Source organism: Pseudomonas sp. zfem001, from assembly GCF_032621725.1.
GTDB lineage: Bacteria > Pseudomonadota > Gammaproteobacteria > Pseudomonadales > Pseudomonadaceae > Aquipseudomonas > Aquipseudomonas sediminis.
In genome coordinates, this window is sequence record NZ_JAVYJI010000001.1 from 565,980 (window position 1) to 589,113 (window position 23,134).

General features: G+C 63.7%; 15 protein-coding genes. 11 read left to right on the top strand and 4 right to left on the bottom strand.

Translation table 11 applies throughout. The features are described from left to right. Positions 1-86: 86 nt before the first annotated feature. Complete coding sequence (locus RTH74_RS02820) at positions 87-2,285, top strand: OsmC domain/YcaO domain-containing protein (protein ID WP_316913672.1); 2,199 nt, start codon at positions 87-89, stop codon at positions 2,283-2,285. 2 nt (positions 2,286-2,287) lie between these two features. After that, a complete protein-coding gene (locus RTH74_RS02825) occupies positions 2,288-2,890 on the top strand; it encodes a nucleotidyltransferase family protein (RefSeq protein ID WP_316913673.1) in 603 nt (200 codons plus the stop codon). A gap of 4 nt (positions 2,891-2,894) precedes the next feature. On the opposite strand, the gene RTH74_RS02830 is transcribed toward RTH74_RS02825, so the two are convergent. Further along, a complete protein-coding gene (locus tag RTH74_RS02830) occupies positions 2,895-3,812 on the bottom strand; it encodes a LysR family transcriptional regulator (RefSeq protein WP_316913674.1) in 918 nt (305 codons plus the stop codon). 123 nt (positions 3,813-3,935) lie between these two features. On the opposite strand from RTH74_RS02830, the gene RTH74_RS02835 reads away from it, so the two are divergent. Then, entirely contained in the window at positions 3,936-5,147 is a 1,212-nt protein-coding gene (locus RTH74_RS02835) for a cation:dicarboxylate symporter family transporter (RefSeq protein ID WP_316913675.1), read from the top strand. A 2-nt stretch (positions 5,148-5,149) separates the two neighbouring features. Here the strand turns inward: RTH74_RS02835 and RTH74_RS02840 are convergent, their stop codons facing one another. Further along, the gene (locus RTH74_RS02840) at positions 5,150-5,737 is read right to left on the bottom strand and encodes a hypothetical protein (protein WP_316913676.1); all 588 of its coding nucleotides are present in this window, start codon (positions 5,735-5,737) and stop codon (positions 5,150-5,152) included. A 57-nt stretch (positions 5,738-5,794) separates the two neighbouring features. Beyond that, a complete protein-coding gene (locus tag RTH74_RS02845; RefSeq protein ID WP_316913677.1) occupies positions 5,795-7,393 on the bottom strand; it encodes an argininosuccinate lyase in 1,599 nt (532 codons plus the stop codon). 451 nt (positions 7,394-7,844) lie between these two features. Between RTH74_RS02845 and RTH74_RS02850 the strand changes: the two genes are divergently transcribed. The 4 genes from RTH74_RS02850 to RTH74_RS02865 are packed head-to-tail and all read left to right on the top strand — an operon-like array spanning position 7,845 to position 17,713. After that, positions 7,845-8,900 (top strand): hypothetical protein, encoded by a 1,056-nt coding sequence (locus tag RTH74_RS02850; RefSeq protein WP_316913678.1) that lies wholly within the window; start codon positions 7,845-7,847, stop codon positions 8,898-8,900. A gap of 42 nt (positions 8,901-8,942) precedes the next feature. Beyond that, the gene (locus RTH74_RS02855; protein ID WP_316913679.1) at positions 8,943-11,978 is read left to right on the top strand and encodes a ShlB/FhaC/HecB family hemolysin secretion/activation protein; all 3,036 of its coding nucleotides are present in this window, start codon (positions 8,943-8,945) and stop codon (positions 11,976-11,978) included. A 10-nt stretch (positions 11,979-11,988) separates the two neighbouring features. After that, positions 11,989-15,816, top strand: coding sequence for a filamentous hemagglutinin N-terminal domain-containing protein (locus RTH74_RS02860; protein WP_316913680.1), 3,828 nt, complete (start codon positions 11,989-11,991; stop codon positions 15,814-15,816). A 58-nt stretch (positions 15,817-15,874) separates the two neighbouring features. After that, a complete protein-coding gene (locus tag RTH74_RS02865) occupies positions 15,875-17,713 on the top strand; it encodes a peptide transporter (protein WP_316913681.1) in 1,839 nt (612 codons plus the stop codon). Positions 17,714-17,715: 2 nt separating this feature from the next. Here the strand turns inward: RTH74_RS02865 and RTH74_RS02870 are convergent, their stop codons facing one another. Then, complete coding sequence (locus tag RTH74_RS02870; RefSeq protein WP_316913682.1) at positions 17,716-18,597, bottom strand: LysR family transcriptional regulator; 882 nt, start codon at positions 18,595-18,597, stop codon at positions 17,716-17,718. A 106-nt stretch (positions 18,598-18,703) separates the two neighbouring features. On the opposite strand from RTH74_RS02870, the gene RTH74_RS02875 reads away from it, so the two are divergent. From RTH74_RS02875 to RTH74_RS02890, 4 genes are all read left to right on the top strand, one after another. Next, on the top strand, positions 18,704-19,402 hold the full coding sequence (locus RTH74_RS02875; protein ID WP_074859308.1) for a CoA transferase subunit A: 699 nt from the start codon (positions 18,704-18,706) through the stop codon (positions 19,400-19,402). 11 nt (positions 19,403-19,413) lie between these two features. Beyond that, positions 19,414-20,070, top strand: a complete 657-nt coding sequence (locus RTH74_RS02880; RefSeq protein WP_099522291.1) for a CoA transferase subunit B — start codon at positions 19,414-19,416, stop codon at positions 20,068-20,070. A 137-nt stretch (positions 20,071-20,207) separates the two neighbouring features. Next, the gene (locus RTH74_RS02885) at positions 20,208-21,389 is read left to right on the top strand and encodes an acetyl-CoA C-acetyltransferase (RefSeq protein ID WP_013714328.1); all 1,182 of its coding nucleotides are present in this window, start codon (positions 20,208-20,210) and stop codon (positions 21,387-21,389) included. A gap of 260 nt (positions 21,390-21,649) precedes the next feature. Continuing rightward, complete coding sequence (locus RTH74_RS02890) at positions 21,650-22,993, top strand: short-chain fatty acid transporter (protein WP_099522293.1); 1,344 nt, start codon at positions 21,650-21,652, stop codon at positions 22,991-22,993. The last annotated feature ends 141 nt before the right edge of the window (positions 22,994-23,134 follow it).

Consider the following 23,134-nt stretch of genomic DNA (forward strand, 5'->3'; position numbering starts at 1 on the left):
GCTTTCATCAGCAGCCACCGAGCAAGACAGGCCGCCGAAAACCCGGATAATGGCGGCCATTTTGTTTCGCTCGCTGGTATTGCCCCATGGAAATCAAGGTCAACTTTCTCGACAACCTTCGCCTCGAAGCCAAGTTCGATGACTTCACGGTGATCGCCGATCAGCCGATCCGCTACAAGGGCGATGGCTCGGCGCCGGGGCCGTTCGACTATTTCCTGGCTTCCTCGGCGTTGTGCGCGGCATACTTCGTCAAGCTGTACTGCCAGACGCGCGACATTCCCACCGAGAACATTCGCCTGTCGCAGAACAACATCGTCGACCCGGAGAACCGCTACGCGCAGATCTTCAAGATCCAGGTCGAGCTGCCGGCGGACATTTCCGAGAAGGATCGCTTAGGCATCCTGCGCTCCATCGACCGCTGCACCGTGAAGAAGGTGGTGCAGCAGGGCCCCGAGTTCATCATCGAAGAGGTGGAAAACCTCGACGCCGACGCCCAGGCGCTGCTGATGCCGGTGAGTGACACCACCACCTACATCCCGGGCAAGGATCTGCCGCTGGAGCAGACCATCGCCAACATGTCGGGCATCCTCGCGGATCTGGGGATGAAGATCGAGATCGCCTCCTGGCGCAACATCGTGCCCAACGTCTGGTCGCTGCACATTCGCGACGCGCAGTCGAACCTGTGCTTCACCAACGGCAAGGGTGCGACCAAGGAAAGCGCCCTGGCCTCGGCGCTGGGCGAGTTCATCGAACGGCTGAACTGCAACTTCTTCTACAACGACCAGTTCTGGGGCGAGGACATCGCGAGCGCCGAGTTCGTCCATTACCCCAACGAGCGCTGGTTCAAGCCGGGCCCGAAGGATGCGCTGCCCGAAGAGATTCTCGACGTGCACTGTCTGGCTATCTACAACCCGGATGGTGAGCTGCGTGGCTCGCACCTGTACGACACCAACTCCGGCAACACGGTGCGCGGCATCTGCTCGCTGCCGTTCGTGCGTCAGTCCGACGGCGAGACGGTGTACTTCCCGTCCAACCTGATCGAGAACCTGTATCTGTCCAACGGCATGAGCGCCGGCAACACCCTGGCCGAGGCGCAGGTGCAGTGCCTGTCTGAAATCTTCGAGCGGGCAGTCAAACGCGAAATCCTCGAAGGCGAGCTGTGCCTGCCGGACGTGCCCCAGGATGTACTGGCCAAGTACCCGGGCATCGTCGCCGGCATTAAGGGCCTGGAGGAACAAGGCTTCCCGGTGCTGGTGAAAGATGCCTCGCTGGGTGGTGAATTCCCGGTGATGTGCGTGACCCTGATGAACCCGCGCACCGGCGGCGTGTTCGCCTCCTTCGGCGCGCACCCGAGCCTGGAGGTGGCGCTGGAGCGCAGCCTCACCGAGCTGCTGCAGGGGCGCAGCTTCGAGGGTCTCAACGACCTGCCGCAACCGACCTTCGACAGCCTGGCGCTGACCGAGCCGAACAACTTCGTCGAGCACTTCATCGACTCCAGCGGCGTGGTGTCGTGGCGCTTCTTCGGCGCCACGCCGGACTTCGAATTCGTCGAGTGGGACTTCTCCGGCCAGGGCGCAGATTCTAATGAACAGGAAGCCGCGACCCTGTTCGGCATCCTCGAAGACATGGGCAAGGAAGTCTACGTCGCCACCTACGACGACCTTGGCGCCAACGCCTGCCGCATCCTGGTGCCGGGTTACTCGGAGATCTACCCGGTCGAGGATCTGATCTGGGACAACACCAACAAGGCGCTGCTGTTTCGCAAGGACATCCTCAACCTGCACGCCCTGAGCGACCGTGAGCTGAAATCGCTGCTGCGCAACCTCAACAACGCCGAGGTCGACGACTACACCGATATCACCACACTGATCGGCGTCGAGTTCGACGACAACACGGTGTGGGGCCAGCTGACCATTCTTGAGCTGAAGCTGCTGATCAACCTGGCGCTGAAGAAATACGACGACGCCAAGGAACTGGTCGAGGCCTTCCTGCAGTACAACGACAACACCGTCGAGCGCGGCCTGTTCTACCAGGCGGTCAACGCCGTGCTGGAGATCCAGCTGGACGACGAGCTTGAGCTGGCCAACTACGAGCACAACCTGCGGCGCATGTTCGGCAGCGAGCGCATGGACGCGGTGATCGGCTCGGTGGACGGCAGCGTGCGCTTCCATGGCCTGACCCCAACCAGCATGCAGCTCGAAGGCCTGGACAAGCACCTGCGCCTGATCGACAGCTACAAGAAGCTCCACGCCGCGCGCGCCAAGGCGGCGGGGTTGGCTGGCTGAGCATGGCCAGCGAGCTCGCAATCCAGAGCGTCGCAGCGCTGATGCTGGCGGCCGGCTACAGCCGCCGCTTCGGCGGCGACAAGCGGCGAGCAACACTCAGCGACGGGCGCTCACTGCTCGCCGCCAGCCTGGAGCTGCCCTTCTCAATGCTCGAAGAAATCTGGCTGGTGTTGCGCCCGGACGAGTCCATCGCGGAGCTGGGATTACCCGTCAGCATCAAGCTCGTCCAGCATCCGCTAACAGCCGAGGGCATGGGCCACAGCCTGGCGGCAGGTGCCGAGTGTCTACTGGCCGAATCCAACGCTGACGTCGTGGCGATCTTTCTCGCCGATATGCCGTCGATACATCGGGACAGCCTGGAAACCCTGATCGCCCACTCCAGCGCGAACAACATCGTGCTGCCCAGCTATCAGGGCAAGCGCGGTCATCCGGTGCTGTTCGGCCGCGATTTCTGGCCGCAGCTCGCGGCGCTGAGCGGCGATGCCGGCGCCAAGCCAGTGCTGCAGCAGAACCCCGACGCCGTGCGCATCGTGGAACTGGACGACCCTGGTGTGCTGCAGGACGTCGATACTCAGGAAGACTGGCAATGCCTCAGCACACGCTGACCTCTCAGTGCGGCTCCTTGCGGTAATCGCTGCCCAACTCCCGAGCCAGGGCGATGAAATTGGCCACCTGCGGTGACTGGTGCAACTCACGGCAGACCAGGGTGATCGGCGCGACCAGGCGCGGTTTGGCGTCGCGAATCGAGCGATAGGCCACACTGTGCTCGTGGAAGCCGCGCATCGATGCCGGCACCACCGAAACCCCGGCACCAGCGGCCACCAGGCTGACGTTGGTCAGCATGCGCTCCACCTCGAACGCCACATGCGGCTCGAACCCAGCATTGCGACAAGCTTGCAGGAAATTGGCGTACATCCCCGGCGCACCGGGGCGGCGCACCAGAATCAACGGTTCGCCAGCCAGATCCTTCAACGAAACCGCGCCCTTGCCCACCAGCAGCCGATGCCCGACCGGCAAGGTGAGCACCAGCTCTTCGTTGAGCAGACGGTGATAGGCGACGCCCTGAGGGTTACCCACCGGCGCCCGCAGGATGCCGACATCCACATCGCCGCCGCTGACATCGTCGGTCAGCTCCTGTGCGTTGCCTTCGTTGAGGCCGATATCGACACCCGGATACAGATCCCGATAGCGCCGGATGATCCGTGGAATCAGCGGATGCGAGGCCGCCGAACTGGTGAAACCGACGCTCAGGCGCCCCTCGATGCCTTTGGCCGTACGCGCCGCCTTCAATGCGCCCTGCGATACCCGCTGGAGAATATCGCGCGACTCGCGCAGGAACACCTCGCCACCGACGGTGAGGTCGACGCCCTTGGCATGGCGGATGAACAGGTCGAAGCCAAGCTCCTGCTCCAGCGCCCGGATCTGCTGGCTCAACGGCGGCTGCTGCATGTTCAGACGGGCCGCAGCGCGGGTGAAATGCTTTTCTTCGGCAACCATGACGAAGTAGCGCAGATGACGAAGTTCCATGCAGGCCCTTAGAAGGTTGATCAGGCCGGCACACGATACCGAATCCGCGTGCCGATGGGGTAGGATGAACGCTCACGCGCGGCCTCGACGCCGCGACGACGAACAAGAATAAAACAGGCTCCAATGATCTTCAGGCATTCTCGAACAGGCATTGCCCTGCTTCTGCTGGCGCTGGTTCTCGGCGCCCTGCTGGGTGTCTGGCGGCCTGATCTGGCGGTAGAGATGAAGCCGCTCAGCGACCTGTTCATCTCCGCCATCGGTCTGTGCGCGCCGGTGGTGATGTTCGTCCTGGTCTGTTCCAGCGTCGCCGCCCTTAGCGACTACCGCGCCACCGCGCGCCTGGGTCTCAAGGCCGTCGGTTACTGGCAGTTGATGTCACTGCTGTCGCTGCTGACCGGCTTGCTCGTGGCCCTGCTCTTGCACCCAGGCGGCGGCCTGCACCACATGGGTAGCGACTGGGCGACGATTGAAACCACAAGTGGCCCATTCTTCTCTCAACTTCCGGGCCTGCTGCTCGATTCGCTCGAACAGAGTTTCATCCTCAAGGTGCTGCTGGTTGCCGTCATCTGCGGCCTGCTGCTCGGTCGCAGTGGCGCACCGGGGCAACGCCTGACGCAGCGGCTCGATCAGGCGGTGAAGCTGGTATTTCGCGCCATGCAAGTGATCGTCAGCTTCGCGCCACTGGCGGCGTTTGGTGCCATCGCCTTCATCATCGGCAAGTACGGACTGGAAGCGGCGCTGCCGTTGGCCAAGTTCGTGGTAGTGGCCTATGTGGCCTGCCTGGTTTACCTGCTGCTGGTACCGGCCATCGCCCTGCGCCTGGCGGGTTGTCGATTGTGGCGACTGATCGGTTACGTCAAGGAAGAGCTGCTACTGGTGGCCGCGACAGGCTCTTCGGTCGCAGCCCTGCCGCGCCTGATCGACAAACTGGAGGCAGCCGGTTGCGACAGCCAGACCGTACGCCTGACGCTCACTGCCGGCTACAGCTTCAATCTCAACGGCTCGAACCTCTACCTGGCGGTGGCCGTCGTGTTTCTCGCACAACTGGCTCACGTCGAACTGGACGTCCTGCAACTGGGCACCATCGTGCTGGTATGCCTGTTGACCTCACTGGGCTCGACCAGCGTCGCCGGTTCGGCCTTCGTCACGCTCACCGCGACGCTCAGCGTGCTGAATATCCTGCCGCTGGAGAGCATCGGCATCCTGATCGGCGTAGAGCGTCTGATGAAATGTCGTTCGGTGACCAACGTGCTGGGCAACTGCGTAGCCTGCGTGGTCATCGCCCATTGGGATGGCAAGGTGGACAAACAGAAATTGCGAGAAAGGCTGGGCTGAGATCAGTGCCGAGCCAGTCGCGTACTCACGTGCCGAACGTGAAAAGAAGTGGCTACCTGTGGGCGCAAGCGATGCTGCGCAACCAGGTCGGCCGTCGTGCCACGGCCGACAAAAACCACTTCCTGCAATTGCGGAAAATGGCTGCTGCGCCCCAGGTAACTCACCAATGCATCGAGTACCGTGAATGCCGATAGCCCGACATGCCCTTCACTCGACACCTCACCCTCAACCCAGGCCTGCTCGCTGTGCCATACGGGCAGATCCACAGGTCGCTTGCGGCCATCGGCGACGCTGAACTGCGGCACGAGGATCAACGTATCGCCTTGCTCATCCAGTTGCGACTCGCTGGAGTTCAAGTCGCCCTCGACAAGCACGACTACGCGTCGAATACCTCTCGGCAGGTTGTACAGATCGGCGTTGGCCACCAATGCAAGGGCGAAGCTGTCAGCGACCGCGTCGAGCCGCACGAGCTGCGCCCCTGCTTCAACCGGAGCGCTGGAGTCGGAACGACGCGCCACTGCGTCACTGAATGCCATGCTGGCCATGACGACCGAACAGAGCAGCAAGGCGTAGCGGCGCACACGTTCCATCTTTCACGCTCCTGAAGAAAATGAGCAGCGAAGCCCGCAAGGCCTCGCCACCCGAAATCAGCGGGAAGCTGGCAAGAGCTTGGCGAAGGCCTTGTCCAGCGCCTCGTCCGCCTTGATCAGTTGCTGACGACGCTCGCCCATCCAGCTTTTGTCCGCCTGCAAACGCTTGCCGGCCTCGGCCAGCATGCGCTTGACCTCGGCAGGTTGCGGGCCGCCAGTGCCCTTGCGTGTCTCGACCATGGTGCGCGGCGACAGGGTGGCGCGGAAGGCACTCTCGCTCAGCGGCAAACTCTGGTCCTTCCAGCTGTACTTCTGCGCAGCCTTGGTATAGAGCTTCTGCGCGTCGGCGTAAGGGAACTCCTTCGGCAGCAGGCCTTGATCACGCGCCTGACCAACGATCAGCGAGGCGAAGCTGTGGCCGATGCGGAACGGCACCTTGTGCTCGCGTTCGAGCGTATCGGCCAGCTCCATCGAGGTCGTCCAGTCGGCGTCGAGCTCTTCCATGGCGCGCTCGGGATTGATCACCAGCGCATCGAGCACCATGTCCAGGCGCTCGAACATATCGGTGGCCGATTTGAACAGGCCCAAGTCCTCGAACGCAGCCTTGTAGTCGGTCATGCCGGTGGTGACGTTGTGTGCGCGAATAGTGGTAGCACCCGCCAAACCAACCACATCGGAGGCCGACTCACGGGTGCGCATCAGCAGGCCGGGATTGCGTTTCTGCGGCATGGCGCTGCTGGTGTAGGTCGAGCCTTCCTCGAGCAGCAGCCAGGGACGCGTCTGGTGGTACTGGGTGTGGATATCGCCGATCAGCGCACCGACGCGGATGGCCGAGGACGAAGCGATGCCCGCCGCTTCCAGAGGAATGTCGAAGGTCGATACCTGGCTGGAATCCAGCGAGTTCTCGCGCACGCCATCAAAGCCCAGCAGCGTGGCCAGACGCTCACGGTTCAGCGGCCAGCCGGAGTTGGCCAGCACCGCGGTGCCCATCGGGCTCAGGTTCAGGCGTGCATAGAGTTCATGGATGCGCTGCGCATCGCGCTCGAAAGCCGCTTCGAATGCCAGCAGGTAGTGCGCGTAGCTGATCGGCATGGCCTGCACACCGTTGGTGTAGGCCGGAATCAAGGTGTCGACGTTGTCGCCGGCGATCTTCAGCAGGCGGGCGCGCGACGAATTGAGCGCATCGCTGTAGTCCAGCACCTGGGCACGCAGCACGGCCAGGCGATAGGTGGCGTACATGTCCTGGCGGCTGCGCCCGGAATGAATCAGCGAGGCTTCAGGACCGATCTTGTCGATCATGATCTGCTCGACCTGCAGCACGTCACTGGGACTCTTGCCGTCGGGCTGAGCAGCCTGATCGATCACATGCTGCACGCCACCGGCGATGCGTCGACCCTGAGGAGCGGAAACGATGCCCTCCTCGGTCAACATGACGATCGATGCCTTGTTGATGCGGTTCAACCAGGAGAACTGGCTTTCGTAGGCGCCGCCCTTGAGCGCCGACTTGTCCACCGTCGCGCCGATCTTGCGCGCCTGCTCAGCGCATTCGGCAGTGGTGCGGCAAGGCAGTTCGGCAGTGTTGGCCGCCAGGGCGCTGGATGAAGCAAACAGCGCATAGACAACGGCGAGGTGAAGCAGAGTCTTTCTTGTTCTCATGGTTTTCAGTTCCGCTCGGTATCAGTGAGGGCTCGGCTGCCTTGAAAAGCAGCAGCCCACCGATGCTAGCGGCATACATGAGAGATATGAAATATATTAAAAATATCCAGTCAATACCTTAAAAGTACCAAAAAGATCTTACCGACCGCCGCTGCCGGTAGGGTGCGCCGTGCGCACCGAACCAACCGCAAGCTTCGAGATTGCCCCAACGACTGGTGCGCACAGCGCACCCTACACGTGCTACGCCCAACGTATGCAGCTTTCATCATTCAATATTCAAAAAGTATTGAATGGCTATTTTCAAGATATTTTATCTAGTGAAAAACCGCTGTTAGCATCGTCGCCATAACTCCAATCAATCAGGTCGACCTGCGCTGCCAACCAGCGGGTACGACTTAGCGACATGCCAATGCCTTGTGCAGGTGTGCCGCGCTCTCTGCCGAGGTGGAATATGCCGTACGACGTTCTCTGGCCCCTGGGTTCTCTGCTCAAGCGAGTCCCGAACCTCCGCAGACAGGCCGTCCTGGCTATCGCTTTACTGACCAGCGCCTTGTACTGCGGCCTCGCCAGCGCCAACCAGCAACTGCTGCGCCTGGGCCAGAACGAGCCCTACAACTTCCTCGCCTTCGCCAATGCCGACCTGAATGGTGCCAGCCCGGCCTCACGTGCCGTGGTGGTGATCCACGGTGTGCGTCGTAACGCCGACGACTACTACCAATACGGTCAGAGCCTGCTGAAAAAAGCCGGATTCGACGCCAACGACACCCTGCTGCTGTCATTGAATTTCCTTACCGCCGAGGACAGCCGCGCCGGTAGTGACATGCCGCTGTGGGCACGTGACAAATGGATGCATGGCACCGCATCGAGCAAAGGTCGCCGCGGTATCGACGCCTTCGCCGTGTTGGATGATCTGCTGCTGTACCTGGCCGACCGCCAGCGTTTCCCGGCAATGAAGGAAGTCGTTTTGATCGGTCACTCCGCCGGTGGCCAGCTGATGCAGCGCTACAGCATTCTCGGCGACGGCGATGAGCGCCTCGCCACTACCGGGATCAAGGTTCGCTACGCCATTTCCGCTCCGTCTTCCTATGTCTACATCGAAGACAGCCGCCTGCAGGATGGTTCGTTCAAGCCAGTGCGCACAGTCATGTGCCCGAGCTTCAGCCGCTATCGCTATGGCCTGGATCGCGCACCCTTCTATCTGACCCGGCAGAACCTCGGCGCCGAGCAGCTGTTTCGCCGTTACGCCGCTCGCGACGTGACCTTCATGGTCGGTGAGCGCGACAACGACCCGTGGCACCGCGTACTGGATCGCACCTGCGGCGCCAACATGCAGGGCGCACATCGGGTCGAGCGCCAGCTCAACTACCTGCGCTACGAAGCCTTCCTTTCCAGCAAGTGGGGGGTGCCGATCCATCACCCACAGATCACGGTCGCCGGTATCGGCCACAACGCGGCCCGTTTGCTGGCCACGGAGATTGTCGCCAACACGCTGTTCCCGAAACGCTGATACCTCGTCTGCCCGACTCACAAAAACAACAACGAGCTTGCCATGACTTCGACCTTCACCTCCGCCCAGGTACGCCGGGTGCTGCACCCGCGCAATCTGACCCTGCTGGCCGCGGCGATCCTCGCTGCCCAGGCTCAGGCCGAACCCCTGCCCTCCGCCGGTACGCTGTTCGACAACAACCGCGACATCCTGCGCCCGGCCGAACGAGCTCAGGATGCGCCGCGCGGCAATGTACGCATCGAAGCCCAGGATGACCGTGGCCAGGCCGCCGCCAATCCGGCCGAACAGGCCTCTGCCGCCTTTCGCGTGAATGCCTTCAAACTCAGCGGTAACCGTGAGATCAGCGAATCGCGCCTGCAGCAGGAGCTTGCCCCCTATGCCGGTCGAGAGCTGAATCTCGCCGGCCTGCGCGAGGCCGCTGCGCGCGTCACCGAGCTGTACCGCAGTCGCGGCTATCTGGTCGCCCGCGCCTATCTGCCCGCTCAGGAGATCAGCGATGGTGTGGTCACCATCGGCGTGCAGGAAGGCCGCGTCGGCAGCGTGCGCGCCGAAGCCGACAGCAATGTGCGCCTGCGCCCTGGCATGCAGCAACGCTTCATCGACGCCATTCCCAGCGGCAGCGTGATCCGCGAGGCCGACCTGGAGCGCGTGCTGCTGCGCCTGTCCGACATCGCCGGGGTTTCGGTTCGGGCCGTGCTGCAACCGTCGCGCGAACCTGGCGCCTCCGACATCGTCCTCAAGCTCAGCGAGATGACCGCCTGGACGGGCCGCGTCAGCTTCGACAACCACGGCAACTACTACACCGGCTCCAACCGAGTCACCAGTAACGTCAGCCTCAACGACGCCTTCGGCTTCGGCGAAAGCCTGTTCTTCAATGGCCAGAACAGTTTCGAAGGCCTGGAGATTCGCGGCCTCGGTTACCGCCAGCCGCTGGGCGCCAGCGGTGTCACCCTGGGCGCCAACTACGCGGAGATGGAATACGCCATCGGCAAGAGCCTGAAGACCGCTGACGCCAGCGGCACCGCCATCGTTTCCTCGGTGTTTCTCGACAGCTCGCTGCTGCGCAGCCGCGATGCCAATATCTCGTTCAACCTGGCCGAAGAGCATCGTCATTTCGAGGACGAAGCCGGCGCCTTCGCGGTGAAGAAATCCGCCGTATTCCGCAGCGCCACGCTCTATGGCGACTGGCGTGACGACTGGGCCGGCAGCAACCGCTGGAGCCTGGCCTATGGCATCGGCAAGCTGAACAAGGACACCCCGCTCGATGAAGCCCTCGACCAACTGACCGCCAATGCCGCCGGCCGTTATCGCAAGGCCAATCTGGCATTCAGCCGCTTGCAGGAGCTGGGCGGTGGCTACTCGCTGTTCGCCTCTCTCAGCGGCCAGTGGGCGGACAAGAACCTCGATGCCTCGGAGAAATTCAGCCTCGGCGGCCCCAACGGCGTGCGTGCCTACCCGGTCGGCGAAGCCGCAGGCGATGAAGGCCTGCTCGGTCGCCTGGAGCTGCGCAAATACCTCGGCCGCTATTATGGCGCCATTGCCGAAGCCACCCTGTTCGCCGATGGAGGCCGAGTGCGGGTGAACAAGAATCCCTGGGACGACAGCGAGAATCACCTGACCCGCTACGGCTACGGTGTGGGCCTGAACGTCTACCACCGCGACCTAGTGATGAATGCCAGCCTGGCCTTCTCACCAGGCGACGACCCGATCAGCGACGAGCGCGACAACAAGCGCTTCTGGCTGTCGGTCACCGGTACACCGCAGGCTTTCGCCGGCCTGGCCAAGGACGTCGGCAGTCGCGAGGACTTCCGCAGCAAGAACACCGAACTGGTGCTCTACGGATCGCTCGGCCTGGTGCCGGAATACATCGACCGTCGTGACTCCACCCGTGCCTCCCCAGCTGACCAGAGCAAGCTGGCCACGGCCAATGGCCGCAACATGTCCAGCTACTGGCGTGCTCGCGACAACGTCTCCTACATTGGTGCCCACGCTGGCATCCCGATCAACGACGACACGCGTTTTCTGTGGCAGCTGGAATACGGCATCTCGGTGAACTACACCCTGAGTGGCGACGACAGCGCCCCGCTGTCGATCTCACCCAACACACGCCTGCGCAACTCCGGCGTAGCGCTCGATGATGATCGCTTCGGCACCCTGCTCTACGGCGTCTGGGACATGCCGTTGAAGGAGAGCACCACCAGCCTCGACCCGTTCTTCGGCAAGACCAGCGCGGCCTACTACAACATCATCGGCTCGCCCGGTTTCAACAGCAGCCTGGCCAGCAACGTGTCCGGCCCGCTCAGCCAAGCCGACGAGAGCGTCAACTCCGACGCCGCGTTCAACCGTCGCCAGTCCGGCGTGGTCGCCTGGTGGTCGCCGGAGTGGCATGGCCTGCAGGTGAAACTGGCTTACTCCAACAACGGCATGCGAGCAGCAGAAGACGTCGACCGGGGCTACATCTACGGTGGTAGCGTCACCTACAAGAACGGCGGTTTCACCGCAGTCGCCGCCGCCGAACGTCACGTCAACTACTTCGGTATCGCCAACCTGGGCCGCAATGCCCGCGGCGTGGGCAGCAACACCCACGTCACCGAAGGCACCTCATCGAACGACTACAGTTTCCGTTTCGGCCTGGGTTACCGCTTCGGCAACACCCAGCTGTCGCTGGTAGCCGACGAGCTCTACTACTCGGAAGACGACGTGATCAACAACAGCGTCAGCTTCAGCGACCTCTCCGAGTACCGCCGTCGCGCCTACATGCTTGGCGTCAGCCACCGCATCGGCGCCTGGCGCCTGCGCGCCAGCTATGCCCGCGCACTGCCTGGCGAGTGCTCGATGATCTCCGCCAGTGGAATCGAGTGCGACACCAGCGGCATGGGCGCACGCCAGTACGCCCTGGGCGTTGGCTATCGTTTCACCCGCAACACCGAGGTGTTCGCCCACTACGTGCTGCTGAAGAATGCTTCGCTGTCGAACTACAACTTCGCCGTGGCCGGCGCCTACGCGGCCAGCGGCTACTCGCCAGGCGTCGGCACCACCATCAACGCCATCGGCACCGGCTTCAACTATTCATTCTGAGGAGATGACCGTGAACAACAAAAACGCCCGTCGCGGCCGTCGTCCGCAACAGCCTTCTCTCAAGCCGCTGAGCTACGCCGTGCTGTGCGTGATGCACGGCCTGATGCCGCTGAACGCCATGGCGCTGGACAACAACGCCCTGCCCAGCAACGGCCAGATCACCGCAGGCAGCGGCAGCATCAGCCAGTCCGGCAATGTGCTGGATGTGAACCAGAACAGCCAGAAGCTGATCGCCACCTGGGACACCTTCAATGTCGGCCGTGATGCCACGGTGAATTTTCACCAGCCGGGCGCCTCGTCGGTGGCACTCAATCGCGTGCTGTCCAGCGACGCCTCGCAGATCATGGGCCAGATCAATGCCAACGGTCAGGTCTACCTGATCAACCCCACCGGCGTGCTGTTCGGCAGCAGCGCCGCGGTCAACGTCGGCGGCCTGGTGGCCAGCGCCCTGGACATCGCCGATAACGACTTCATGGCCGGGCGCATGCAGTTCGATGGCAAGGGCGCAGGCGGTGCGGTGATAAACCAGGGCACCATCCGCGCGGCTGATGGCGGCACGGTCGCCCTGCTCGGCGCCCAGGTACGCAACGAAGGTACCGTGGTCGCGAAGATGGGCTCGGTGGTGCTCGGCGGCGGCGAGAAGATCACCCTCGACTACCACGGCGACGGCCTGATCAACATGCAGGTCGACGAGGCCGTCATCGATGCCAGCGTGGTCAACCAGGGCCTGCTGCAAGCCAACGGCGGCACCGTGATCATGAGCGCCCGCGCCAGCGACGCCATGCTCAGCAAGGTGGTCAACAACGAAGGCGTGATCGAGGCCAGCAGCCTGCAGCAACGCAATGGCCGTATCGTCCTCGACGGCGGTGACAGCGGCGTGGTGGCCAGCAGCGGCGTGCTCGATGTCTCCGGCCGCAATGCCGGCGAACGCGGCGGCGAAGTGACCATGACCGGCGAATACGTCGGCCTGTTCGACGATGCGCTTATCGACGCGAGCGGCGATGCCGGCGGCGGTACCGTGCTGCTCGGCGGCGACTACCAGGGTACCGGCCCGTTGCAGCACGCCAGCGCCACCCATATGGGCAAGGACGCGCGCATCGAGGCCGACGCGCTCAATAGTGGCGATGGCGGCAAGGTCATTCTCTGGGCCACCGACAGCACTCAGTTCCACGGCAATATCAGCGTGATCGGCGGTGGCGAAGGCGGTAATGGCGGGTTCGTGGAAACCTCAGCCCATGCCCTGGATGCCACCGGCCGCGTCAACCTCAGCGCCGCTTCCGGCAAGGGCGGCACCTGGCTGCTCGACCCGTACAACATCAATATCACCAGCGGCGCCAGCTCCGGCACCTCCAGCGAGAGCCCGTTCACCCCCAACGCCGGCGGCAGCTCGACCCTCAGCTCGGCCACGCTCAATGCGTCTCTGAGCGAGGGTGCCAACATCATCGTGCAGACCTCGTCCGGCCCAGGCACTTCCGGCGACATCAACGTGCTGGACAACGTCCAGGCGCAGGGCAACGCCAGCCTGACGCTGATCGCCCACCGTAACGTCAACATGACCGGCACCAGCATTACCCATGCAGATGGCGCCACGTTGAACGTGTCGCTGCTGTCCAACTTCAACAACAGCGGCAACGGCTCGGTGGCGCTGAACAACGCCACCATCCGCACCAACGGTGGCGACCTGACCATCAGCGGTGCGGTCGACCCGAGCGGCTCGTTCGCCAGCACCAACGTCAGCAGCGGCACCGGGGTGTTCATTCGCTCCAGCCTGATCGACACCAACGGTGGCGACGTCACCATTCGCGGCGCCACCTCGGCCAGCCTCGCTGCCGGCTCCAGCGCTACCGCGATGAACATCTCCGCCAGCACCATCGATGCCGGCGGCGGCGATATCAATATCACCGCCGTGCAGGCCAGCAGCAGCGGCACGGGTGACGCCTTCATTCTGCATGGCGGCAGCAACCTGCTGACAGAAGGTGCCGGTTCCATCGACATCAGCGCCGACAACCTGGGTTCGGGCAACGGCACGCGTCTCTTCAGCACCAGCAATACCATCGCCGCCAGCGGCTCGGGCAACGTCACCCTCAGTGGCAATGCCGTCTCCGGCTTCGGCGTGCTGATCTGCTCCACCGGCAGTGGTTCGACGCAGAACATCGGTGTCGGCAGCGGCACCCTGACGGTCAAGGCCAACAGCCAGAGCGGCCGCGCGCTGTATCTGGCAGCCGCAGGCGATGGTGCGATCAACCTGACCGCCAGTGACTCGGGCAAGATCGTGCTGGCCGGTGACAGTGGCGGCAGCTACGGCACAGTGCTCAACGTCACCGGTGCTGGCGCCTCGATCAACCTGCTCAGCGATGGCGACATCACCGTCGAAGGCAACAGCTCCGGCGGCACTACGCCCTCGCTCGGCCTGATCACCTCAGGCAGTGGTAGCGCCATCAACATCACCAGCACTGCCGGCAACGTGCGCCTGGCCGCCGACAACAGCGTGATCAACACCGGCAGCGGCTCGTTCCGCGCATTGTTCCTGGATGCCAGCGGCAGCAACTCCGCGATCCGCGTCGGCACCCAGAGCGGCAACCTGACCCTGGAAGGCAACAGCATCTCCGGTCGGGGCGTGGACCTCGCGCCCTCCGGCAGCGGCGCGGCCATCGAACTGTCGACCACCTCCGGCGACATCCAGATCAACGGCAACAGCACCAGCAGCTTCGGTGGCTACGGCATCTTCCTCAACTCCAGCGGCGCCTCGCAGGGCGTCAGTATCACTACGCAGACCGGCGACATCACCCTGCGCGGTGACAGCGTGGGTACCTCCGACGCCATCGCTCTCGGCGGTAGCGGACAGGCCTCGACCAACCGCATCGCATCACAGGGCGGCAACATCCTGCTCGACGGGCATTTCCACTCGCCTGACACCAGCGAGCTGGATCACGGCATCGCCCTGCTCAGCGTGACCAACATCATCCAGACCACCGGCAACGGCAACGTCACCCTGATCGGCCGCTCGACCGGCTCGGGCGATGGCGTGGACTTCTACAGCAACGGCAACAACCTGCTCAGCGTGGAGAACGGCAGACTCAGCATCACTGGCCAGGCCGACAATGCCAACGGCCTCAGCGTGCTCACCGGGCAAACCGAATTGCGTGCCACCGGCAGCGGCTCGATCAGCCTCGACGGCTATTCGCGAACGGGCAACGGCATCCATTTCTACCCGTCCAGCAATGGCAGCTCGGTGACCATCGCCAGCAACAGCGGTGACATCAGCCTCAACGGTCGCACTGACGGCGGCAACGAGGCCAGCGGGGTGTTCATACGCAGCGGCTCGAACAGCATCTCGGTGAGTTCGGCCAGTGGCGATATCAAGGTCAGCGGCCGTGGTGAGAACGGCGCCAGCGGCATCACCTTCAACGGTACCAGCAGCGGCAGCAACAGCCTGCTGACCGGCGCTGGCGGCAACCTGACCCTGGAAGCCTTCAGCCGCGGCGGCACGGCGCTGAACTTCGTCAGCGGCAACAACCGCCTCGGCGTCCAAAACGGCATCCTGCTCATCGATGCGCAGGCACCTGGCGGCACCTACATCGCCAACGGCAGCGACAACACCAGCATCGGTGCCAGCGGCAGTGGCGCGGTGGTCTATCGTCTCGGCGGGCTGATCAACGCCAGTATCCTCGGCAGCGATGGCGAGGCGACGCGCAGTCACCTGCAGCAGCAGATCGCCGGCAGCGCCTGGAGCCAGGTTCTGTATCCTGACTACCGGCAGACACCGCTGGCGCCGCGTATCGACCTGATCGATCTGGATCTGTCGCAGTTGCAGGCAGCGGCACCCAGCGAAAACTGAAAAGGCGCGGCGCGACGCCACCCACGTCGCGCCCGCCCAGACGCAACAAGGCCAGGCCATGACCGACGAGAAGTTTTCCCTCGAACACTTCGAGCAGCTCTGCTACTCGCGCCAGCACGAGGCGGCCGCACGCGAGCTGATTCGCCTGCTGCTGATCATCGACCGCCACTACGGCAAGCTATCCGGCCAGTTCGTGCTCTCGGTATCGCCGGCGATTTCCGCGGCGGATCTCGAAGCCCATGTACTGACCCGCATCACCAGCGCGATCACCACGCTGTTTTCCGACCCCGGCTTCCAGATCAGCCCCACCGGTTTCGATCAACTAATCAACTTCCAGCGCTGGCTGTCCTCGCTGTTCGCCGCCAGTGCCTTCGTCAACGCCGACCATATCCTGCGTGCGCTCAACCTGTATGGCGGTGAAGACGGCCGGTTCGAAGTGGCGCCGACGGAGCTGGTGAAGTTCTGCGTGCTCTATTCGTCCGAGTCGCAGCTGCCGCTGGACGTGGAACTGCTCTGGCAACAGAACCGCAACCTGACCGTGGCGCTGTGCATGGCGCTGCTGTCGCCGCGCTTTCTCGGCACGCCCGCCGCGCACTCCAAGCGTGAGGCGCTGCTGGCCTGGCTGCCGGAACGACTGGACAGCCTCGACAGCCTGGATCAGTTGCCGGTGGCGATCATCCATGACGTCTACATGCACTGCAGTTACGCCGACCTGCCGCAGCGCCATCGCATCAAGCGCTCCATCTGCCGCTTGGTCGAACGCAAACTGGCGAACAACGGCATCGACTCGCTACCGATGACCGCACCTCGCCCTACCATCGGTAAACGCAAGATGCTGGTGGTACTGGAGTGGTTCTCCGGTGGCCATTCGATCTACCGCACCCACTCCAGAACGCTCGAAGCCGCTCGGCAGCACTTCGACCTGCATGCCGTGGGCTATGCCAGCAATGTCGACGATTTGGGACGCGCCGTGTTCGACGCGTTCACCGAGCTGAGCGCACCGAACGATCTACTGGCCTGCGTACGCCAGGTGCGTGAGCTGGCCGCCGAGCTGCAACCGCAGGTGCTGTACATGCCCAGCGTGGGCATGTTCCCGCTCACCCTGTTTCTCGCCAACCTGCGCCTGGCGCCCTTGCAGGTCGCAGCACTGGGGCATCCGGCGACCACCGGTTCAAAGCATATCGACTACATCAGCGTCGAAAAGGATTTCGTCGGTGATCCGGCCTGTTTCGACGAGAAACTGCTTCTGCTACCCAGCGACGGCCAGCCCTACCGCCCCTCGGCCATCCCCGTGGAGCTTTCACTGCCCAAGCGTTGCGACGGCAACGAAGTTGCAATCGCCATCGCCGCCACCACCATGAAGCTCAACCCGCGTTTTCTGCAGGCCTGCCAGCAGATCGCCCAGCTCACCCAAGGTCAGTACGGCAAGCAGGTGCGTTTTCACTTTCTCATCGGCCAGGCGCAGGGCCTGCTCTTCCCGCAGCTGCAGCGCCTGATCCGACGTTATCTGCCCGATGCGCGAATCTACCCACACCAGCCCTACCCGCAGTACCTGGGCGCCTTCAGCCGCTGCGACCTGTTCCTCAGCCCGTTTCCGTTCGGCAATACCAACGGCCTCATCGATGCGTTGACCGTCGGCCTGCCGGGGGTGTGCAAGACCGGTGCTGAAGTGTTCGAACATATCGATGAAGGGCTGCTGCGCCGCGCTGGCCTGCCCGAGTGGCTGATCGCCGATAGCGTCGAGGACTACATCAGCGCTGCCGCACGCCTGGCCGGAGACTTCAGCGAGCGCCAGCGGCTCTACCGCTATCTGGCGGATGGACAGCCGTTGCAGCGCCTGTTCGAAGGCCGGCCCGAGGTGTTCGGTGAGCGACTGTTGGAACTATTGGGTGATTGACATCACTGCTCCTGTCTCAACAAGGTCTCACTCAACGCCTGCGCCGCGCTGGACAGCTGATGCCTAGCCTGGTGCAGCAAGCCGATGCGGCGCGACACCTGCGGCTCGCTCAACGGCAGGCAGCGCGCGCCGAGTTCTTCCATCTGTTGCCGGCACAGCTGCGGCACGGCGCTGACGCCGAGCCCCTCGGCGACCATGCGCCCGACCGTGACCAATTGATGGCTCTCGAACGCCACCGGCAGCTTGCCGTGGCTGGCGGTCACGCTGTCTTCCAGCAGCAAACGCACCGCCGAGGGCCGCTGCAGGGTGATGAAGGGTTGTTCCAGCAACTGTGCCCAGGTCAGCGCGGACTGCTCGGCCAACTCGCTGGAGACCGGCACCACGGCGACGAAACGGTCCTCGTATAGGGGTGTGAACTGCAAACCATCGAGTGTCGTTGGTTCGAAGGCGATGCCCAGCTCGACGCGACCGTCGCGCACCATCTCCATCACCTGTTCGTTGATCACGTCGTGCACCGCCACGTTGACTCGTGGGTAGGCATCGCGGAAGGCGCGCAGCGCCGCCGGCAGACGGTTGCCGGCGAACGACGGCATGGCCGCTACCGCCACCTTGCCCATCTGCAGCGTGAAGTGCTGACGCAGCAGGTCCTCGGCGTTGTCCCAGTCGGCCAGCAGGCGTACGGCAATCGGCAGCAGCGTCTCGCCTTCCGGCGTCAGCGCCACGCTGCGGGTGGTGCGCACCAGCAATTGACCGCCGAGTGATTGCTCCAGGTTCTTGATCGCCAGGCTCAGTGCTGGCTGCGAAAGATGCAGGCGCTCGCAGGCCTGGGCGAAGCTCAGGCTCTGCGCCACGGCGAGAAAGGCGCGTAGCTGCTTGACGGTCATTGATTTACTTACCTGATCAATCGAGAGGAAAAACAAACTTAACAAATAAGCCCATAGCGCAGAAGCTTGGTCTCACCCCAGATAACAACAAAAGAGGCAGCCTCTAATGAGCGGACTCGACAAACGCGTCGGCAGCTATGCAGAAGCCCTGGACGGCCTGCAGGACGGCATGACCGTGCTGGCCGGCGGTTTCGGCCTGTGTGGCATCCCCGAGAACCTGATCGCCGAGATCCGCCGCCGTGGCGTGCGCGATCTGACCGTGGTGTCCAACAACTGCGGCGTCGACGGTTTCGGCCTCGGCGTGCTGCTGGAAGACCGGCAGATCCGCAAGATGATCGCCTCCTACGTCGGCGAGAACGCCCTGTTCGAGCAGCAACTGCTGTCCGGCGAGCTGGAAGTCGAACTGACCCCGCAAGGCACCCTGGCCGAGAAGCTGCGCGCTGGCGGCGCCGGCATCCCCGCGTTCTTCACCGCCACCGGCTACGGTACCCCGGTCGCCGAAGGCAAGGAAGCGCGCGAGATCAATGGCCGCCACTACATCCTCGAACCGGCCATCACCGGCGACTTCGCCATCGTCAAAGGCTGGAAGGCCGACCATTTCGGCAACGTGGTCTACCGCCACACCGCGCAGAACTTCAACCCGGTGGTCGCCACCGCCGGGCGCATCACCGTGGTCGAGGTCGAAGAGATCGTCGAGCCCGGTGAACTCGACCCGACGCAGATTCACACCCCCGGCATCTACGTCGACCGGCTGATCTGCGGCAGCTTCGAGAAACGCATCGAAAAACGCACGCTGCGCGCCTGAGGAGAAAGACCATGGCTCTTACCCGTGAACAAATGGCCCAGCGCGTCGCCCGCGAATTGCAGGACGGCTTCTACGTCAACCTCGGCATCGGCATCCCCACCCTGGTGGCCAACTACGTGCCCGAGGGCATGCAGGTGATGCTGCAGTCGGAGAACGGCCTGCTCGGCATGGGCGCCTTCCCCACTGAGGACGAAGTGGACGCCGACATGATCAACGCCGGCAAGCAGACCGTCACCGCGATCAAGGGCGCGGCCATCTTCGACTCGTCGCAATCCTTCGCCATGATCCGTGGCGGCCATGTCGATCTGACCGTGCTCGGCGCCTTCGAGGTGGACGTACACGGCAACATCGCGTCCTGGATGATCCCCGGCAAGCTGGTCAAAGGCATGGGCGGCGCCATGGACCTGGTGGCCGGCGCCGACAACATCATCGTCACCATGACCCACGCGTCCAAGGATGGCGAGTCCAAACTGCTCGAGCGTTGCAGCCTGCCACTGACCGGCAGCGGTTGCATTCGCAAGGTGCTGACCGACCTGGCCTACCTGGAGATCGAGAACAACGCCTTCGTCCTGCGCGAGCGTGCACCGGGCGTTAGCGTCGAGGAAATCGTCGCCAAGACCGCCGGTAAGCTGATCGTCCCCGAGCACGTGCCGGAAATGCAGTTCTAGGTTGTCTACCGCCCTGCAGAACGCCACCACGCCTGGCGTTTTGCGGGGTGTTTTTATTTGGTGTTATCTGCTGCACTCCCTGTAGGAGCGGATTCATCCGCGAAGCGTTCCGTCCTACCGCACCCAGAGGATTTCCCATGCAAGACGTCGTCATCGTTGCCGCCACCCGCACCGCCATCGGCAGCTTCCAGGGCAGCCTGGCCGATATTCCCGCGCCGGAACTCGGCGCCATCGTCATCAAGCGCCTGCTGGAGCAGACCGGCCTCGACGCTGCCCAGGTCGATGAAGTGATCCTCGGCCAGGTGCTTACCGCAGGCAGCGGCCAGAACCCCGCACGCCAGGCCGCCATCCGCGCCGGCCTGCCCCACGCCGTACCGGCCATGACCCTGAACAAGGTCTGCGGCTCGGGCCTGAAAGCCCTGCACCTGGCGACCCAGGCCATTCGCTGCGGCGACGCCGAGGTGATCATCGCCGGCGGCATGGAGAACATGAGCCTGGCGCCCTACGTGCTGCCCAAAGCCCGCACCGGTCTGCGCATGGGTCACGCACAGATGCTCGACAGCATGATCGTCGACGGTCTGTGGGATGCCTTCAACGACTACCACATGGGCATCACCGCCGAGAATCTGGTGGACAAATACGGCGTCAGCCGTGAAGCCCAGGACGCCTTTGCCGCTGCATCGCAACAAAAGGCCGTGGCGGCCATCGAGGCCGGTCGCTTCGACGCTGAAATCACTCCAGTGCTGATCCCGCAGCGCAAGGGCGACCCAGTCGCCTTCGCCCGTGACGAGCAGCCACGCGCCGGCACCACCGCCGAATCCCTGGCCAAGCTCAAACCCGCATTCAAGAAGGACGGCAGCGTCACCGCCGGCAACGCCTCCAGCCTCAACGACGGTGCCGCTGCCGTGCTGCTGATGAGCGCGGCCAAAGCGCAGGCGCTGGGTCTGCCGGTACTGGCGAAGATCGCTGGCTATGCCAATGCCGGTGTCGATCCGGCGATCATGGGCATCGCCCCGGTATCGGCTACCCGCCGTTGCCTGGACAAGGCCGGCTGGAGCCTGGCCGACCTGGATCTGATCGAAGCCAACGAGGCCTTCGCCGCCCAGGCGCTGTCGGTCGGTCAGGAGCTGGGTTGGGACGCTGACAAGGTCAACGTCAACGGCGGCGCCATCGCCCTCGGCCACCCCATCGGCGCCTCGGGCTGCCGCGTGCTGGTCAGCCTGCTGCACGAGATGATCCGCCGCGATGCCAAGAAAGGCCTGGCGACCCTGTGCATCGGTGGCGGACAGGGCGTGGCGCTGGCTATCGAGCGCGCCTGAGCGCCAGACAATGGCCGCTGAAGCGCCTCCCACACTGCCCGCCCGGCTCCTGTGGGAGGGGCTTTAGCCGCGACGATTTATAAAGAGGTATGCCTGGACGCAATCCAGGGAAACCTGACATGGACCTCCCGGATTTCATCCGGGCTACACCACCAGCTCGGCCTCGGCCGAGCTTTGTCATATCCACCGCAACACCCAGGCATAGCCAACTCTGAATGCCCGGTTAGCCCTTACACAACCATAAGAAAGAGGCGTTTCCCATGTTCAACACCCTCACCCGCATGAGCGTGAGCCTGGTACAGAAGTACCTGCCCTCACCCTTCGTGTTCTCTGCGCTCCTGACGTTGGGAGTTCTACTGGCTGGTATCCTCTCCACCGGCCAATCGTTGCCGGCCATGGTGCAGCACTGGAGCGGCGGATTCTGGACACTGCTCGGTTTCGCCATGCAGATGTCACTGATCTTCGTCACCGGCCATGCACTGGCCAGCGCACCAATCATCAACCGCCAACTCGACCGCCTGGCCGGTATGGCCCGCACCCCCGGTCAGGCAATCATCATGGTCACCCTGGTGGCGCTGGTCGGCTGCTGGGTCAACTGGGGTTTTGGCCTGGTGATCGGCGCGGTGTTCGCCCGCGCCCTGGCGCGCAAGGTCGATGGCGTCGACTATCCGCTGCTGGTGGCGTCGGCCTACTCAGGCTTCCTGGTCTGGCACGGCGGCCTGGCCGGCTCGGTGCCGCTCTCCCTGGCCACCGGCGGCCCGGATCTGGCGCGCATCACTGCAGGCGTACTGACCGACCCGGTAAGCATCACCGAAACCCTGTTCAGCACCCTCAACCTGACCATTGTCGCATTGTTGGTGATCGGCCTGCCGCTGCTCAACCGCGCCATGCACCCGCGTCAGGGCGCCAAGGTTGCCGACCCAGCCAAACTGGTAGAGTCGCAAGCGGAACTGCCGGCCCGTGAAACCCCGGCGCAGCGCCTGGATGACAGCCGCATCCTCGGCCTGGCACTGGTGGCCATGGCTGGTATCTACCTGTTCAACCACTTCGCCACCAAGGGTTTCGTGCTTGGCCTGGACGTGGTCATCGCCATCTTCCTGTTCAGCGGCCTGCTGATGCACGGCACCCCGGAGCGCTATATGCGCGCGGTGGACGAGAGCGTGCGCGGCATCGGCGGCATCGTCCTGCTGTTCCCCTTCTACGCGGGGATAATGGGCATGATGATGGGCGCCAACGCCGATGGCATCTCCCTCGGCCGGCAGATCACCGAGGCGTTCATTTCCTGGTCCTCGGCCGACACCTTCCCGTTGCTGGCCTTCCTCAGCGCTGGCGTGGTCAACGTGTTCGTCCCGTCCGGTGGCGGCCAGTGGGCCGTGCAAGGCCCGATCATGCTGCCAGCCGCCCAGGCTCTGGGTGTTTCGCCGACCGTCACCGCCATGGCAATTGCCTGGGGCGACGCCTGGACCAACATGATCCAGCCGTTCTGGGCGCTGCCGCTGCTTGGCATCGTCGGCCTCGGCGCCCGCGACATCATGGGCTACTGCCTGATCATGCTGCTGTACTCGGGCGTGGTGATCTGCGGCGCGTTCTACTTCCTCGGCTGACCAGGCAGCTAGGCCTTGCAGGGTGGGCTGGGCGGGGATCCGCTTCGGTCCACGCTGACCAACTCAGGTGGGCTAAAGCCCACCCTACGGGCTGGCCTGCACCACTCTCATGCAGCCAACCCACCCTGGGGTGAGCTTCAA

What these genes read in the sequence shown, in the direction of transcription:
- RTH74_RS02820 (WP_316913672.1), top strand. Translation starts at nt 87, where the DNA reads ATGGAAATCAAGGTCAACTTTCTCGACAACCTTCGCCTCGAAGCCAAG.
- RTH74_RS02825 (WP_316913673.1), top strand. Translation starts at nt 2,288, where the DNA reads ATGGCCAGCGAGCTCGCAATCCAGAGCGTCGCAGCGCTGATGCTGGCG.
- RTH74_RS02830 (WP_316913674.1), bottom strand. Translation starts at nt 3,812, where the DNA reads ATGGAACTTCGTCATCTGCGCTACTTCGTCATGGTTGCCGAAGAAAAG.
- RTH74_RS02835 (WP_316913675.1), top strand. Translation starts at nt 3,936, where the DNA reads ATGATCTTCAGGCATTCTCGAACAGGCATTGCCCTGCTTCTGCTGGCG.
- RTH74_RS02840 (WP_316913676.1), bottom strand. Translation starts at nt 5,737, where the DNA reads ATGGAACGTGTGCGCCGCTACGCCTTGCTGCTCTGTTCGGTCGTCATG.
- RTH74_RS02845 (WP_316913677.1), bottom strand. Translation starts at nt 7,393, where the DNA reads ATGAGAACAAGAAAGACTCTGCTTCACCTCGCCGTTGTCTATGCGCTG.
- RTH74_RS02850 (WP_316913678.1), top strand. Translation starts at nt 7,845, where the DNA reads ATGCCGTACGACGTTCTCTGGCCCCTGGGTTCTCTGCTCAAGCGAGTC.
- RTH74_RS02855 (WP_316913679.1), top strand. Translation starts at nt 8,943, where the DNA reads ATGACTTCGACCTTCACCTCCGCCCAGGTACGCCGGGTGCTGCACCCG.
- RTH74_RS02865 (WP_316913681.1), top strand. Translation starts at nt 15,875, where the DNA reads ATGACCGACGAGAAGTTTTCCCTCGAACACTTCGAGCAGCTCTGCTAC.
- RTH74_RS02870 (WP_316913682.1), bottom strand. Translation starts at nt 18,597, where the DNA reads ATGACCGTCAAGCAGCTACGCGCCTTTCTCGCCGTGGCGCAGAGCCTG.
- RTH74_RS02875 (WP_074859308.1), top strand. Translation starts at nt 18,704, where the DNA reads ATGAGCGGACTCGACAAACGCGTCGGCAGCTATGCAGAAGCCCTGGAC.
- RTH74_RS02880 (WP_099522291.1), top strand. Translation starts at nt 19,414, where the DNA reads ATGGCTCTTACCCGTGAACAAATGGCCCAGCGCGTCGCCCGCGAATTG.
- RTH74_RS02885 (WP_013714328.1), top strand. Translation starts at nt 20,208, where the DNA reads ATGCAAGACGTCGTCATCGTTGCCGCCACCCGCACCGCCATCGGCAGC.
- RTH74_RS02890 (WP_099522293.1), top strand. Translation starts at nt 21,650, where the DNA reads ATGTTCAACACCCTCACCCGCATGAGCGTGAGCCTGGTACAGAAGTAC.